This window comes from Streptomyces sp. NPDC001027 (assembly GCF_040299045.1).
In the GTDB taxonomy this organism is placed as follows: Bacteria; Actinomycetota; Actinomycetes; order Streptomycetales; family Streptomycetaceae; genus Streptomyces.
The window spans coordinates 1-14324 of record NZ_JBEPBI010000204.1 but is presented as its reverse complement, the minus strand read 5'-3'; the positions used below and the strand labels follow the sequence as shown (position 1 = coordinate 14324).

14 protein-coding genes are annotated in these 14324 nt (G+C 73.1%); 8 read left to right on the top strand and 6 right to left on the bottom strand.

Going from position 1 to position 14324, the window contains the following annotated elements:
• Positions 1 to 21: 21 nt before the first annotated feature.
• Complete coding sequence (locus ABT300_RS33935; protein ID WP_351684026.1) at positions 22 to 825, top strand: chaplin; 804 nt, start codon at positions 22 to 24, stop codon at positions 823 to 825.
• A gap of 68 nt (positions 826 to 893) precedes the next feature.
• On the opposite strand, the gene ABT300_RS33930 is transcribed toward ABT300_RS33935, so the two are convergent.
• Entirely contained in the window at positions 894 to 1082 is a 189-nt protein-coding gene (locus ABT300_RS33930; RefSeq protein WP_319279459.1) for a DUF5703 family protein, read from the bottom strand.
• Positions 1083 to 1129: 47 nt separating this feature from the next.
• Here ABT300_RS33930 and ABT300_RS33925 point away from each other — a divergent pair, with 47 nt between their 5' ends.
• Positions 1130 to 1810: a hypothetical protein gene (locus tag ABT300_RS33925; RefSeq protein WP_351684022.1), complete on the top strand. Its 681-nt coding sequence runs from the start codon at positions 1130 to 1132 to the stop codon at positions 1808 to 1810.
• Positions 1811 to 1889: 79 nt separating this feature from the next.
• Here the strand turns inward: ABT300_RS33925 and ABT300_RS33920 are convergent, their stop codons facing one another.
• Together ABT300_RS33920 and ABT300_RS33915 are read right to left on the bottom strand one after the other, a co-directional pair.
• Positions 1890 to 4340, bottom strand: coding sequence for a helix-hairpin-helix domain-containing protein (locus tag ABT300_RS33920; RefSeq protein WP_351684019.1), 2451 nt, complete (start codon positions 4338 to 4340; stop codon positions 1890 to 1892).
• Positions 4337 to 5323, bottom strand: a complete 987-nt coding sequence (locus ABT300_RS33915) for an aldo/keto reductase (protein ID WP_351684016.1) — start codon at positions 5321 to 5323, stop codon at positions 4337 to 4339. The genes ABT300_RS33920 and ABT300_RS33915 overlap by 4 nt, the downstream gene beginning before the upstream one ends.
• A gap of 181 nt (positions 5324 to 5504) precedes the next feature.
• Here ABT300_RS33915 and ABT300_RS33910 point away from each other — a divergent pair, with 181 nt between their 5' ends.
• Both ABT300_RS33910 and ABT300_RS33905 read left to right on the top strand, forming a co-directional pair.
• Positions 5505 to 6560, top strand: a complete 1056-nt coding sequence (locus tag ABT300_RS33910) for an LLM class F420-dependent oxidoreductase (protein WP_351684013.1) — start codon at positions 5505 to 5507, stop codon at positions 6558 to 6560.
• Positions 6561 to 6795: 235 nt separating this feature from the next.
• Positions 6796 to 7584 carry a ferritin-like domain-containing protein gene (locus ABT300_RS33905; RefSeq protein WP_351684010.1) on the top strand — a complete coding sequence of 263 codons (789 nt, stop codon included), beginning with the start codon at positions 6796 to 6798 and terminating at the stop codon, positions 7582 to 7584.
• 13 nt (positions 7585 to 7597) lie between these two features.
• On the opposite strand, the gene corA is transcribed toward ABT300_RS33905, so the two are convergent.
• Positions 7598 to 8593 (bottom strand): magnesium/cobalt transporter CorA, encoded by a 996-nt coding sequence (gene corA, locus ABT300_RS33900; RefSeq protein WP_351684007.1) that lies wholly within the window; start codon positions 8591 to 8593, stop codon positions 7598 to 7600.
• 62 nt (positions 8594 to 8655) lie between these two features.
• Here corA and ABT300_RS33895 point away from each other — a divergent pair, with 62 nt between their 5' ends.
• The 4 genes from ABT300_RS33895 to mshC all read left to right on the top strand — a co-directional run bounded on the left by ABT300_RS33895 (position 8656) and on the right by mshC (position 12209).
• On the top strand, positions 8656 to 9342 hold the full coding sequence (locus ABT300_RS33895; protein ID WP_351684004.1) for a histidine phosphatase family protein: 687 nt from the start codon (positions 8656 to 8658) through the stop codon (positions 9340 to 9342).
• A 112-nt stretch (positions 9343 to 9454) separates the two neighbouring features.
• A complete protein-coding gene (locus ABT300_RS33890; protein ID WP_057579653.1) occupies positions 9455 to 10045 on the top strand; it encodes a DUF3090 domain-containing protein in 591 nt (196 codons plus the stop codon).
• A complete protein-coding gene (locus ABT300_RS33885; RefSeq protein ID WP_452993371.1) occupies positions 10009 to 10842 on the top strand; it encodes an SCO1664 family protein in 834 nt (277 codons plus the stop codon). Before ABT300_RS33890 ends, ABT300_RS33885 begins: the two co-directional genes overlap by 37 nt.
• 137 nt (positions 10843 to 10979) lie before the next feature.
• The gene (gene mshC / locus ABT300_RS33880; protein ID WP_351683997.1) at positions 10980 to 12209 is read left to right on the top strand and encodes a cysteine--1-D-myo-inosityl 2-amino-2-deoxy-alpha-D-glucopyranoside ligase; all 1230 of its coding nucleotides are present in this window, start codon (positions 10980 to 10982) and stop codon (positions 12207 to 12209) included.
• Positions 12210 to 12339: 130 nt separating this feature from the next.
• On the opposite strand, the gene ABT300_RS33875 is transcribed toward mshC, so the two are convergent.
• Together ABT300_RS33875 and ABT300_RS33870 are read right to left on the bottom strand one after the other, a co-directional pair.
• Positions 12340 to 13302 (bottom strand): PAC2 family protein, encoded by a 963-nt coding sequence (locus ABT300_RS33875; RefSeq protein WP_351683994.1) that lies wholly within the window; start codon positions 13300 to 13302, stop codon positions 12340 to 12342.
• A gap of 160 nt (positions 13303 to 13462) precedes the next feature.
• Entirely contained in the window at positions 13463 to 14134 is a 672-nt protein-coding gene (locus ABT300_RS33870) for a FadR/GntR family transcriptional regulator (protein WP_020128291.1), read from the bottom strand.
• Positions 14135 to 14324: the final 190 nt, after the last annotated feature.

The following is a 14324-nucleotide window of genomic DNA, read 5'->3' as shown; positions in this document are numbered from 1 at the left end:
ATCGAAAGCAGGGAATCAGCAATGCGACAGGCCACCCGTAAAAGCCTCATGACCGTGGCGGCGGCGACGGGGGTGATCGCTGCCGCCGGCGGCTACGCCCACGCCGACTCCGGCGCGTACGGCGCCGCCACCGACTCGCCCGGCGTCCTGTCGGGCAACTCGGTGCAGGCGCCGGTCAACGTGCCCGTCAACGTCTGCGGCAACACCGTGGACGTCATCGGCGCGCTCAACCCGGCCTTCGGCAACTCGTGCGTCAACAAGGGCGGCGGCGGGAAGTCCCACGGCTACGGCGACCACCAGGGCCGCGGCGGCGGCCAGACCGGTCACCAGGGCGGCGGCCACCAGGGCGGCTCCGGCGCGCACGGGGGCTCCGGAGACGCCCATGCGGGCGGCCACACCGGCGGATCGCCCGGCGTCGGCTCGGGCAACCACGTCCAGGCGCCCATCGACGTGCCGGTGAACGTGTGCGGCAACAGCGTGGACGTCGTCGGCATCCTCAACCCGTCGATGGGCAACGACTGCGCCAACGACAGCGGCCCGCAGCGGCCCCCGTCCCGCGGCCACGAGACGCCGGGCAAGCCCGGACACCAGGGACCCGGCAAGCCGGGCAACCCGGGTGAGTCCACCCCGTCCGCACCCGAGAAGCCGGCCACCCCGGGTCATGTGACGCCGGTCGGCGACTCGTCCGTGCACGGACCCGCCGTCCACGCGCCGCAGCTCGCGCACACCGGAAGCGGGCTGCCGATGGGCCTCGCGGTGCCGGTCGGCGCCGGCGCGCTGCTCGCCGGCGCGGTGCTCTACCGCAAGGCGCGCCCCTCGGCGTGAGGCGTCCCGGCGCTCACGACGGAGCGGGCCCCGCCACGGCGGGGCCCGCTCCGTTTCGTCGTCTCACCTCACCACGTGGCCCGTGCCTGACGAATGATCCGCCGGCGCAGCCGGACCCGGCGACTGCCGTCGCGCAGCAGGCTCAGGCGGTCCAACTCCCAGTGTCCGTACTCGGCATGGTCGGTCAGCAGTCGTGTCGCCTCCTTGCGGGAGACCCCGCGCGGCACGTACACGTTGACAAATTCGTATTCCGGCATCGCATCTATTGTGCGGGCTGGGGCCCGGTACGGATAGCGTCTGCACTATGTCTGATGCTGCGCAGCCCACCGCTGCCGAGGTACGCGCCGCCGCCGAGGCGGTCAAGACCGCGCTCGACCGCCACCTGGCCGCGGTCGAACGCAGGACGGGAGAGGACGACCCGGCCGTCTACGAGGCGTTCAACGAGCTGGCCGCGGCCGCCGAGGTCTACGACGAACTGCTCTACGACCGCTACGACGAGGTCACGCCCTTCGAGATCCCGGGTGCGGAGGACTCCCTGCCGCCGTATGCGGGTCCCGAGGAGCCGAACGCCCTGAGCGTGCTGATCCGTCGCGACTACGCCGTCGCGGAGCCGCAGCGGCTGATGGCGCAGGCGCAGCGGGTGGAGGCGGCGGAGGACGAGGGAACGGGCGCCGAGGTCTCGGCCACCGTGCACGGCGCGCTGGGCATCCTGTTCGGCGAGTTCGAACCGGACGAGATCGCCTCCCGGCACAAGGAGTTCGGCCTCGAGGAGGCCGACTCGACGCTGTGGGTGCTGGCCGCCGACGACCCGGCGGACCCGGGCGAGTGGCTGGAGACGCCGTTCGACCAGCCCGACCCGGGAAGCGTGATCTGCCGCTTCGATGTCAGCTCGGTCTTCGACGACCTCGACGACGACGCCGACGACGATCTTGTGGACGGGCTGGAGGAGGACGAAGAGCTGGAGAGGCTCGACGCGGATCGCTGACCGGCAGCGGGCTGCTTCCGTGACGTGCCGACGGCGGCGGTCGCACAGGGGTGACCCTGGGCGGCCGCCGCCGTCCGCGTCAGACCGGGGACTGCTCGGCGGCCGCCGGGACCTGGGTGCGCAGCAGCACCGGCAGCCGGGTGGTACGGGGCTTCGCCGGGACCTCGGCGACGGCCCGCGGCAGCGTCTGTTCGACGCCGTGCACCACGGAGAGATGGCGCTCCGCCCTGCCGAAGGCCGTGTACACCCAGGGGCGGGAGAGGACCTGCCCGGCGTCCCCGGGCAGCACCACGACCGCTGCGGGCCAGCGGCTGCCCACCGCCTGGTGCGCGGTCAGCGCCCACCCGTGACGCACGGCCTGCTCCACGCGCTCTCTCGGGACGACCACGGAGCCCTCGGCGCAGGAGAGGTGCAGCCCCTCGGCGTCGGCCGTCACCACCCGGCCCGGCGCCGTACGGCCCGGCACGGGGGAGTAGGCGACCCGGTCGCCGGGGTCGAACCCGCCGAAGCGGCCGGGGCCCGGATTGAGCCGTTCTTTCAGCGCGGCGTTGAGCGCGCGCGTGCCGGCCGCGCCGCCGTGGCCCGGAGTGATCACCACGGCCTCCTCGGGCGTGATCCCGAAGGCGCGCGGCACCGACTCGGTCAGCAGCTGCACGGTCCGGTGCACGGCCTCCTCGGCGTCCCGCACCGGCACGACGACGATCTCCTTGCGGGGCGCGTCGACCTGGTTCAGCTCACCGATGCCCACGCCGGAGACGAGCTCCCCGATCGGACCCGGGTCGGGGGTCCGTGAGGCGATCTGCGGACTCACGCGCGCCGCGAGCAGATCGGCGAAGACCCGCCCCGGGCCCGCCGACCACAGCACGCCCGGATCCCCGCTGAGCACCAGCCGCGCCCCGTCGGGCAGCGACTCCGCGAGCATCGCGGCGCTCTCCACGTCGAGTTGCGGCGCGTCGAGCAGGACCAGCAGGTCGAGCGCGAACGCGCCCTCGGCGTCCCGGCCGGGCCCTTCGACGCCCGAGAGCAGGCCGCGGACGGTCACGACCGCGCCCTCGCCCGAGCCCTCGCCCCAGTTCTCGTCCGCGCTGTCCGCCGCGCCGCCCTGGTCGCCGAGAAGAGCCGCGAGCCGGCGACGCCCGTCGGATGTGTGGGTGGCCGCGACCGCGCGCAGGCCCAGCGCCCGGGCCGCGGCGAGCAGGGCGGCCGGTTCGGCGCGGGCGGCCTCCCCACCGGTGTGCAGCACCAGACCGTTTCCGGCGACGGCGCGGATCAGCTCGGCCGTGCTGCCGGTCGCCGCGGCCGCCGCCGGCTCCCACGCCGCGGCGGAGTCCTTCGCCGGCGAGTTGATCACGCGGGCCAGCGCGTCGGCGAGGCTCTCCTCCGCGAGCGCGTGACGCTCCAGTCCGACCAGGACGCGGACCGGCCGGCTCTCCTCGTCCGCCTCCCCTTCTTCGGCCGGTCCCCCCGACGCCGCACTCGCCGCCGACGCCGGCCGCTCGGCGCCCGGCGTGTCCAAGGCGTCCTGGAAGGCGAGGGCCTCACCCTCGGCCAGCGTGTTCTGCACGGCCGTCTCCGCGTTCGGCACGGCGTGGCGGCCGAGGGCCGCGGTCAGCGCCGGCAGGTCCAGGGCGGTGTGACCGGCCAGGGCGGCCTGCTCCAGCAGCCAGACCGTGACCGCGCGACCGCGTCGCTCGTCGTCGGGGGCGCAGTCCGGGCCGAGCAGCGTCCGTGCGAACCCGTCCGCCTGCTCGGGGCGCACACCGGGGACGCGCAGCAGTTGCCACGGGTCCTCGCGCAGCAGGCGCCCGGCGCCCTCGCCGAGTGCGACGGCGGTCTGCGGTGCGAGCGCCTCGGGCGCACCGCCGTCGGCCAGCGCGCGGCGCACGCCCTCGACGGCGTCCGCCGCCGGCGCCGCCGGTCCTGAGGCCTCGGTGGGAAGCTGCTGCGCGCGGCGCACCGGCTCCTGGGCGGGACGGCGCGGGGCGGCCTGCGGGTCGTCGAAGACGGTGGCCGCCGGCTTCGCCCCGCCCTCCACAGCGCGCACGGCCGCCAGCAGGTCGGCGGCCTTTCCGCTGAGCTTGGCCCCCGCGGCGATGGGCGCGGCCTTCTCGGCCTTGCGCCGCTCGATCCGCTCCCGCTCGAGCTTCTGCGCGGCCAGCTCGGCCTGAGCCTCGGAGATCTGCCCGGCCGCTTGCCCGTCACCCCCGTCCGCGCCCCCCGAATCCGCGCCTTCGCCGTCCGCCCCCTCGCCACCACCAGCTTCTGCGCCTGCGGCTTCCGCGTCCGCCCCCTCGCCACCCGCCGCCTGCGCACCCGCGGGCTCCGCGCCCGCCGCCTCCGTGTGTTCGCCCTTTTCGCCGGTGGACTCCGGTTGCTCGGCGTCCGTCTCTTCGGCGGCTGAGGCGGCGGGGTCGGCTGCGGGCGGTTCTGCCGTTGCGGCGGCGTCCGGTGCGGTGGGGGCCCCGGTGCTGCGCGGTGTCCCCGGTCCGGTGTTCTCCGTCGTGTCCCGGGGCTCCGGCTCCGTGCTCACAGCGTGCTCCAGTCGTGATCGGGATAGCGGTGCACGGGCGCCGACACATCGTCGAGCGCCCGGCAGATCTCGTCAGGAAGACTAAGCGCCTCCACTGACAATGCCGCCGTGAGCTGCTGCGCGTTGCGCGCGCCGACGATCGGGGCGGCCACCCCGGGACGGTCGCGGACCCAGGCGAGGGCGACCTGCAGCGGCGTCACCGCCAGCCCGTCCGCCGCGGTCGACACGGCGTCCACGACACGGCTCGCGGTGTCGTCGAGGTACGGCTCCACGAAGAGCCCGAAGTGGTCCGAGGCGCCCCGTGAGTCCGGCGGCAGGGCGTCGCCGCGGTATTTGCCGGTGAGCACGCCGCGGCCCAGCGGGGAGGAGGGCAGCAGCCCGATGCCCAGGTCCAGCGCGGCGGGCAGCACCTCGCGCTCGATGCCGCGCTGCAGCAGCGAGTACTCCATCTGGGTCGCCGCGAGCCGGGTGCGCGTGCCCGGCGCGGACAGCTGCCAGGTGGCCGCCTTGGCGAGCTGCCAGCCGCAGAAGTTGGAGACTCCGGCGTACCGGGCGCGACCGCTGGCGACGGCGATGTCGAGGGCCTGCAGCGTCTCCTCCAGCGGGGTGTCCGGGTCGAAGGCGTGCACCTGCCACAGGTCGACGTAGTCCGTGCCGAGCCGGGCCAGCGAGGCGTCGAGGGCGGCGAGGAGGTGACCGCGCGAACCGTCGAACCGGCGGTCCGGGTCGGGCACGCTGCCCGCCTTGGTCGAGATGATCAGGTCCCGGCGCGGCACCAGCCCCTCCAAGACCCGTCCGAGCAGGTACTCGGCGTCCCCGTCCCCGTACACGTCGGCCGTGTCGACGAGGGTCCCGCCCGCCTCCCAGAACGTCTTCATGACGTCCGCGGCGTCGTGCTCGTCGGTGTCGCGGCCCCAGGTCAGGGTGCCGAGCCCGATACGGGACACGCGCAGGCCGGTGCGGCCGAGATGCCTCTGCTCCATGGACGCCGAGATTACTGGCCAGAACTGGGCAGTGGGTTGCCTGTGGACAACCGGATCTCCGGGTCGGGCGGCCGGGTCCCCGCAGGCGGCGGCCCTCACCGGGCTCCACGCCACCCGCTCGCCCCTCGCCGCGCTAAGGTCTGCGGAACAGCGTCGTTACTGATGAGTAAGGGGATCGGCCATGCAGCTCGGGATCAACCTCGGCTACTGGGGTGCCGGAATGGACGGCGACAACCTCGCCGTCGCCCAGGAGGCCGACCGCCTCGGGTACGCCGTCTGCTGGGCCGCCGAGGCCTACGGATCGGACGCGGCCACCGTGCTCACCTGGGTCGCCGCGCAGACCGAGCGGATCGACGTCGGCTCCGCCATCTTCCAGATCCCGGCACGTCAGCCCGCGATGACCGCGATGACCGCCGCCACCCTCGACTCCCTGTCCGGCGGCCGCTTCCGGCTCGGCCTCGGCGTCTCCGGCCCGCAGGTCTCCGAGGGCTGGTACGGCGTCAAGTTCGACAAGCCGCTGTCCCGGACGCGCGAGTACGTCGAGATCGTCCGCAAGGCGATGACGCGTGAGCGCCTGTCGTACGAGGGCGCGCACTGGACGCTGCCGCTGCCCGGCGGACCGGGCAAGCCGATCAAGCTGACCGTGCACCCGGAGCGCGAGCACATCCCGCTGTACATCGCCGCGATCGGCCCGAAGAACCTCGAGCAGACCGGCGAGATCGCCGACGGGGCGCTGCTGATCTTCCCGTCCGCCGACCACCTCGAGGACACCGCGATCACGCATCTGCGGGCCGGCCGGGAGAAGGCCGGCAAGACCCTCGACGGCTTCGACGTCTGCCCCACGCTGCCGCTCGCGCTCGGCGAGGACAAGGACGTCGAGCGGCTCGCCGACACCTTCCGTCCCTACACCGCGCTGTACGTCGGCGGCATGGGCAGCCGCAAGCAGAACTTCTACAACCAGCTCGCCCAGCGCATGGGCTACGAGCAGGCGGCGGCCGAGATTCAGGACAAGTACCTGGCCGGAGACAAGCAGGGCGCGGCCGCGGCCGTGCCGCACCGGCTGATCGACCAGACCACGCTGCTTGGCTCGGTGGAGCGGATCGCCGACCGCATGAAGGCCTACGCGGCGGCCGGCGTCACCACCCTCACCCTGGCGCCCGCCGGATTCACCCTGGAGGAGCGTCTCGCCTCGCTGCGGGCGGGCGCCGAGGCCCTGGAGACCGCCGGTCTCGGCTAGCCGCCCGGCGGGGATTTCAGCGGCCGTGGTGGGGGCTCGGGGGTCTTCCCCGCCACGGCCGTCACGGGGAACAACGCGTCGCGGGCCGCGTGGTTACGCCTGCGCGCCGACTCCCGGGATCCCCCGTTCGGCGGAGCCGCCCGGCACACCTGTTGCACCGTCGCAGTCACCGCATTTGACTCGTTTCTCACGGAATGTCGCGGAATCACGCGCCACGCGGAGAGGTGAGCGACGAGTGCTTTCGGCCAAGAGTCTGTTCCAGGAGATCATCGACAACGACCGGTCCTTCGCGCTGTTCTGCTCCATCGCCGCCGGCGGCGAGTCGCAGGGCGGCTGGGAGAACGCCCGGATCGCCGCGCTCGTCCCGCCGAGCGAACGCGATCTCGCCCCCCGGATCGCCCGGCACGGCGCCGACGAGGACAAGCACGGGCGGATCTTCAACGCCCTGATGCGCAGGCGTGGTCTGGACCCCGTGCCCGTGCCGCCGGAGACCGACTACACGATGCTGCTGGAGCGCGGCGGCATCGGCCTCGCCCACGACCGGCTGAGCGCGGACGAGCCGCTGAGCGTGCCGGACATCGTCACCTACCTCGCCCACAGCCGGGTCACCGAACAGCGCGCCTCCGAGCAGATGGAACTGCTGCGCAGGCACTTCGCCGACCACCCCGACCTCGGCCGAGCGGTGAAGATGATCTCCAACGACGAGGACAACCACCTCGCCTACTGCCACGAGGAACTGCTGCGCCTCGCCCGCGCGGGCCACGGCCGGGCCATCCAGCGCACCCTGCGCGCCTGCGCGCTCGCCGAGATCCGCGTCTACCGGGACGTCAGCCTGGCCGTCATGGACCACATGGGCCGGCTCCTCGGCTGGCCGAGGGCGAAGGCCGCCGTCCTCGCGGCCGGCATCCACGCCGTGTACGCGTGGGAGCGGCTCGTGGGCTGGCGGCGCATGGTGTCCCTGCGGATGCCGGAGCGCCGTGACGCGCTCGGCGGCCCGGCGACCACCGCCGCCGAGTTCGCCTGAGCCGTGCGGCCGGCTACAGCCAGCCGCGCCGCTTGAACAACCGGAACAGGAGCACCTCGAGCACGCCCATCACCGCGATGACCGCCGGATACGACCACACCCAGTGGAGTTCCGGCATGTGCTCGAAGTTCATGCCGTAGATCCCCGCGATCATCGTGGGGACGGCGGCCATCGCCGCCCACGCCGAGATCTTGCGCATGTCGTCGTTCTGCCGGACGCTCATCTGCGCCAGATGCGCCGACAGGATGTCCGTCACCAGCCGGTCCAGGCCCTCCACGGACTCGTTCACGCGCGTCAGGTGGTCTTGCACGTCACGGAAGAAGGGCCGCGCCCTGTCGTTCACGAACGGCACGCTCGAACCGTACGCGCCGGTGCCGGCGAGCCGGCTCAGCGGCGGCCCCAGCGGGCCGGTCGCCCGGCGGAACTCCAGGATCTGCCGCTTGAAGGTGTAGATCCGCGACGCCGTGTTCCGCGAACCGCCCCCGTCCGGCGAGAACACCTCCGTCTCCAGCTCCTCCAGGTCGGTCTGCAGCTCCGTCGCCACGTCCAGGTAGTGGTCCACGGTGGCGTCGGCGATCGCGTACACCACCGCCGTCGGCCCCTTGGCGAGCAGTTCCGGCTCGTCCTCCAGCCGGCGGCGCACGGCGGCCAGCGGGGCGCCGTCGCCGTGCCGCACGGTCACCAGGAAGGAGTCGCCGAGGAACACCATCACCTCGCCGGAGGACACGGCGTCGCTCTCCGGCTCGTAGACGACCGGCTTGAACACCAGGAACAGCGAGTCGTCGTAGACCTCCAGCTTGGGCCGCTGGTGGGCCTTGAGCGCGTCCTCGACGGCCAGCGGGTGCAGCCCGAACTCCCGGGTGACGTGGTCGAACTCCTTCTCGGTGGGCTCGTGCAGCCCGATCCACACGAACCCGCCCGCGGACCGCGCCTCGTCCACGGCGTCGGAGAAGTCCTGCGGGCCCTCGGCACGGCGCCCGTCACGGTAGATGGCACAGTCGACGATCACGCGTCGGATTCTCCCCTCGCACCCTCACCGGCACACGCGCGCGTGCGCCTACCCTGGGCCGCATGCCCACGCTGATCCTCGTCCGGCACGGCCGGTCCACCGCCAACACCTCCGCCGTGCTCGCCGGCTGGACGCCGGGAGTCGCCCTCGACGAGCGCGGCGCCGCACAGGCCGCGGCGCTGCCCGAGAGGCTCGCGGCGCTGCCCCTCGCGGAAGTCGTCGCGAGCCCCCTGCAGCGCTGCCAGGAGACGGTCCGGCCCCTCCTCGACGCCCGCCCCGGCCTGCGCGCGCACACCGACGAGCGGATCGGGGAGTGCCACTACGGCGACTGGTCCGGCCGCAAGCTCGCCGAGCTGATGGACGAGCCGCTGATGGAGGTCGTGCAGTCGCACCCCTCCGCCGCCGCCTTCCCCGGCGGCGAGTCCCTGCGGGCCATGCAGACCCGCGCCGCGGAGGCGGTCCGCGAGTGGAACGCGCGCGTGGAACGCGACCACGGAGCCGACGCCGTCTATCTGATGTGCTCGCACGGCGACGTCATCAAGTCGCTCGTGGCGGACGCCCTCGGACTTCATCTCGACCTCTTCCAGCGGATCTCCGTCGAACCGTGTTCCGTCACCGCGATCCGTTACACCCGGCTGCGCCCCTTTCTCGTGCGTCTCGGCGACACCGGCGACCTCGCCTCCCTCGCACCCCGCGAGGAGCCGCCGACCGGGGACGCCACGGTCGGGGGCGGTGCGGGCGCACCGTGATCGTCGGCCGCAGTAGGGTGAAGCGGTTCGTGTAGGCGCGCCTACCCGCACGGACGATCCTCATCCGCCTCCCCGACCCACGACGACCCTCGATTCCCATGGAGATCAGGACGTGTCCCGTCAGGTGTTCCTCTACGACCCCCCGGACCGCTTCGTGGCCGGTACGGTCGGACTGCCCGGGCGCCGCACTTTCTTCCTCCAGGCCACGGCCGGTACCCGGGTGACCAGCGTGGCCCTGGAGAAGACCCAGGTCGCCGCACTCGCCGAGCGCATGGACGAGCTGCTGGACGAGGTCGTGCGGCGCAGCGGCGGCAGCGCCGCGGTGCCCGCCGTGTCGCCCGCCGAGAACACCGACACCGCGCCCCTCGACACCCCGATCGAGGAGGAGTTCCGGGTCGGCACCATGGCCCTCGCCTGGGACGGCGAGGAACAGCGCATGATCGTCGAGGCGCAGGCCCTCGTGGAACTCGAGGCGGACTCCGAGGAGGACCTCGCGGAGGCCGAGGAGAAACTCCTGCAGGACGAGGAGAACGGCCCGCCGATGCTGCGGGTCCGGCTCAGCGGCTCCCAGGCGAGGGCCTTCGCCAAGCGCGCCCTCGACGTCGTCAACGCCGGCCGTCCGCCGTGCCCGCTGTGCAGCCTGCCGCTCGACCCGGAAGGACACGTATGTCCGCGCCAGAACGGATACCGCCGGGGGGCGTGACGACCACCGACCCCGCCACCGCCGCACTCCTCGCGCACGGGGAGCTCACCGTGCGCGGACGCATCCGTGAGGCCTCGAACGCGGCCCTGTACTGCACCGTCGCCCACGAGGGCCGTGAGGCCGCCTGCGTCTACAAGCCCGTGGCAGGCGAGCGGCCGCTGTGGGACTTCCCCGACGGCACCCTCGCCGGCCGCGAGGTGGCCGCCTACGAGGTCTCCGAGGCCACCGGCTGGGGCCTCGTGCCGCCGACCGTGCTGCGGGAGGGACCGTACGGCGAGGGCATGTGCCAGCTGTGGATCGAGACGGCGCCGGAGGCCGAGCTGCTCGCCCTCGTGGACGCGCAGGAGCCCGGGCCGGGCTGGAAGGCCGTCGGGTTCGCCGAGGTCGGCGAAGGCCGTACCGCGCTCCTGGTGCACGCCGACGACGAGCGGCTCAGACGGCTCGCCGTCCTCGACGCGGTGATCAACAACGCCGACCGCAAGGGCGGCCATCTGCTGCCCACCGCCGACGGCCGGCTCTACGGCATCGACCACGGCGTCGCCTTCAACGCCGAGAACAAGCTGCGCACCCTGCTGTGGGGCTGGGCCGGGGAGCCGTTGAGCGGCGAGGCCGTGGACGTGCTCAAGGCCCTCAAGGGCGCCCTGGAACCGGCCGGACGGCTGACCGCCGTCCTGACCCCACTGATCACCCCCGCCGAACTCGACGCCACGCGCGCGCGTACCGAGGCGCTGCTGGAGTCGGGCGTCCACCCCGAGCCGACGGGCGACTGGCCGGCGATCCCCTGGCCTCCCGTGTAGCCCGCCCGCCCCTCGCGGGACGCCGTCCGGAACCCGCCGGTCCGGGCACGTCGGCCGGGATCGCACAAGAACGCCTTCCCGGCCATCCGGCCCGCTCCGGTTCGTACCCGCAACTGCCGTCCGGTTAGGCTCATGACATGCATGCCTGGCCCGCTTCCGAGGTCCCCGCCCTGCCTGGTCAGGGCCGCGACCTGAGGATCCACGACACCGCGACCGGCGGCCTGGTCTCTCTGGCCCCCGGTCCCGTCGCCCGTATCTACGTCTGCGGCATCACGCCGTACGACGCGACCCACATGGGTCACGCGGCGACCTACAACGCGTTCGACCTCGTTCAGCGCGTGTGGCTCGACACCAAGCGGCAGGTTCACTACGTCCAGAACGTCACCGACGTCGACGACCCGCTGCTGGAGCGGGCCGAGCGCGACGGCGTCGACTGGACCGCCCTGGCCGAGAAGGAGACGGCTCTCTTCCGCGAGGACATGACCGCGCTGCGGATGCTCCCGCCGCAGGACTACATAGGCGCCGTCGAGGCGATACCCGGCATCGTCCCGCTCGTCGAGCGGCTGCGCGACGCGGGCGCCGCCTACGAGCTCGAGGGCGACGTCTACTTCTCCGTCGAGTCCGACCCGCACTTCGGCGAGGTCTCGAACCTGGACGCGGCGGCCATGCGGCTGCTGTCCGCCGAGCGCGGCGGCGACCCGGACCGCCCGGGCAAGAAGAACCCGCTCGACCCGATGCTGTGGATGGCCGCCCGCGAGGGCGAGCCCAGCTGGGACGGCGACTCGCTCGGCCGGGGCCGCCCCGGCTGGCACATCGAGTGCGTGGCCATCGCGCTGGACCACCTCGGGATGGGCTTCGACGTGCAGGGCGGCGGCTCCGACCTCGCCTTCCCGCACCACGAGATGGGCGCCTCCCACGCCCAGGCGCTGACCGGCGAGTTCCCGATGGCCAAGGCGTACGTCCACGCCGGCATGGTCGCCCTGGACGGCGAGAAGATGTCGAAGTCCCGGGGCAACCTCGTCTTCGTCTCCCGGCTGCGCCAGGACGGCGTCGACCCCGCGGCGATCCGGCTCACCCTCCTCGCCCACCACTACCGCGCCGACTGGGAGTGGACCGACCAGGTGCTGGCGGACGCCGAGGCACGGCTCGGCCGCTGGCGCGCGGCCGTCTCCCGGCCCGACGGGCCGCCCGCCGAAGCCCTGGTCGACGAGATCCGGGAAGCCCTCGCCAACGACCTCGACGCACCGGCCGCGCTGGCCGCCGTCGACCGCTGGGCCGCGCTCCAGCAGGAGCGGGGCGGCGCCGACATGGGCGCCCCCGGGGTCGTCTCCCGCGCGGTGGACGCCCTGCTGGGCGTGGCGCTGTAACCGTACGAACCGGTCACCTGCGGGACGGCGACAGGGGCGGCGCGCACACCGCGCACCGCCCCTGTCGCTGTCGCCGTCTCCGACGCCCGGCTCAGCCGACCGAGCCGTCTTCGCCCGTCGTCCGCCGGTTTCAGTCGTCCGACGAATCGCCGTCGTCGGACGACTCCTCGCTAGGCCGGTCCTCGGAGGCTTCCTCGCTCGTCTTCGGGGGGTACGGGGGACGGGTCCGCTCCCCGGGGTCGGGCGGGCCGCCGCCGTCCCGCCGGCGCAGATAGCGCTCGAACTCGCGGGCGATAGCCTCGCCCGACGCCTCCGGCAGTTCGGCGGTGTCCCGGGCCTCCTCCAGCGTCTGCACGTACTCGGCGACCTCGGTGTCCTCGGCCGCCAGCTGATCCACGCCCACCTGCCAGGCCCGCGCGTCCTCGGGCAGCTCGCCCAGGGGGATGCGCACGTCGATCAGGTCCTCCAGGCGGTTGAGGAGGGCCAGCGTCGCCTTCGGGTTCGGCGGCTGCGACACGTAGTGCGGCACCGCCGCCCACAGACTCACCGCGGGCACCCCGGCGTGGGTGCACGCCTCCTGGAGGACGCCGACGATGCCCGTGGGGCCCTCGTACTTGGTCTCCTCCAGGTCCATCCGCTGCGCCAGGTCCGCATCGGACGTCGTCCCGCTGATCGGCACCGGACGCGTGTGCGGGGTGTCGCCGAGCAGGGCGCCCAGGATGACCACCAGCTCCACGCCCAATTCGTGGGCGAAGCCGAGCAGTTCGTTGCAGAAGGAGCGCCAGCGCATCGACGGTTCGATGCCGCGCACCAGCACCAGGTCGCGGGGCTTGTCACCGCCGACCCGGACCACGGACAGTCTCGTCGTCGGCCAGGTGATCTTGCGCACGCCTGCGTCCAGCCACACCGTCGGACGGTTCACCTGGAAGTCGTAGTAGTCCTCGGCGTCCAGCGCCGCGAACACCTCGCCCTTCCACTCCCGCTCCAGATGCGCGACCGCGGTGGAGGCGGCGTCGCCGGCGTCGTTCCAGCCCTCGAACGCGGCCACCATGACCGGGTCGATCAGCTCGGGAACCCCCTCGAGCTCGATCACCCAGCGCCTCCTTCCGACGTGCCCTCGCTTGACCACCCAACCTTACGGCGTTCTGCGGGGGCGCCCGCAGCCCCTTTGTACGGGGAGTGAACGGATCACTGCCCCGTTCGCCACCCCTGAACACCCCCGAGTCGGCGCCGGGCGACCCCGCCCAGCCCAGTCACAGCGTGGAACGCAGCCACTGCTCCACGCTCGCGATGTGCACCGTCGCCCACGATCTGGCGGCCTCGGCGTCCCGGTCGCGCAGGGCCGCGAGGATCGCCCGGTGCTCCCGCAGGGTGCCGGCGACGGCGTCCTCCTGGGTCAGGCCCCGCCAGATCCGGGCCCGGGTGGTGGGCCCGGACAGCCCGTCGAGCAGCGAGCACAGCACCGAGTTGCCCGCGCTCTGCACGATGCCCCGGTGGAACTCCAGGTCGCCCGCGACGAGTTCCTCCACCGAGGGCTCGGCGCCGAGCTTGTCCAACTGGGCGTCCAGGGCGTCCAGTTGCTGCTCACTTATGCGCAGGGCGGCCATCGCCGTCGCGGCCGGCTCCAGTATCCGGCGCACCGCCAGGAACTCCAGGACCGTGTCGTCGCGGTGGAAGTCGACGACGAAACTCAGCGCCTCCAGCAGCAGTTGCGGGTCGAGGCTGGTGACGTAGGTGCCGTCGCCCTGCCGCACGTCCAGGATCCGGATGAGGGACAGCGCGCGCACCGCCTCGCGCAGGGAGTTGCGGGACAGCCCGAGGTCGGCGGCCAGCTCGCTCTCCTTGGGCAGCCGGTCGCCGGGGCGCAGCGCACCCGAGACGATCATGCCCTTGATCTTCTCGATCGCCTCGTCGGTGACTGCCATGACCGGCCTCGCTCTCGTCCGTCGTTCAGACATCGGATGTCTCGTCGCCATTATGAGGCCAGACCGGGGGACTGCCTCCACGCTTGCGGAAGGGGCGGCTCCCAAGGGTGGGGAGACCCCCCATCCCCCCAAATGAAGAGCGTCGAGTACTGAAAAAATGTTGACATAGTTGTGTATATCAAGGTGGTCG

Bases quoted from the DNA above. Each gene is read 5' to 3' on its own strand.
- ABT300_RS33935 (WP_351684026.1), top strand. From the start codon at position 22: ATGCGACAGGCCACCCGTAAAAGCCTCATGACCGTGGCGGCGGCGACG.
- ABT300_RS33930 (WP_319279459.1), bottom strand. From the start codon at position 1,082: ATGCCGGAATACGAATTTGTCAACGTGTACGTGCCGCGCGGGGTCTCC.
- ABT300_RS33925 (WP_351684022.1), top strand. From the start codon at position 1,130: ATGTCTGATGCTGCGCAGCCCACCGCTGCCGAGGTACGCGCCGCCGCC.
- ABT300_RS33915 (WP_351684016.1), bottom strand. From the start codon at position 5,323: ATGGAGCAGAGGCATCTCGGCCGCACCGGCCTGCGCGTGTCCCGTATC.
- ABT300_RS33910 (WP_351684013.1), top strand. From the start codon at position 5,505: ATGCAGCTCGGGATCAACCTCGGCTACTGGGGTGCCGGAATGGACGGC.
- ABT300_RS33895 (WP_351684004.1), top strand. From the start codon at position 8,656: ATGCCCACGCTGATCCTCGTCCGGCACGGCCGGTCCACCGCCAACACC.
- ABT300_RS33885 (WP_452993371.1), top strand. From the start codon at position 10,009: ATGTCCGCGCCAGAACGGATACCGCCGGGGGGCGTGACGACCACCGAC.
- mshC (WP_351683997.1), top strand. From the start codon at position 10,980: ATGCATGCCTGGCCCGCTTCCGAGGTCCCCGCCCTGCCTGGTCAGGGC.
- ABT300_RS33870 (WP_020128291.1), bottom strand. From the start codon at position 14,134: ATGGCAGTCACCGACGAGGCGATCGAGAAGATCAAGGGCATGATCGTC.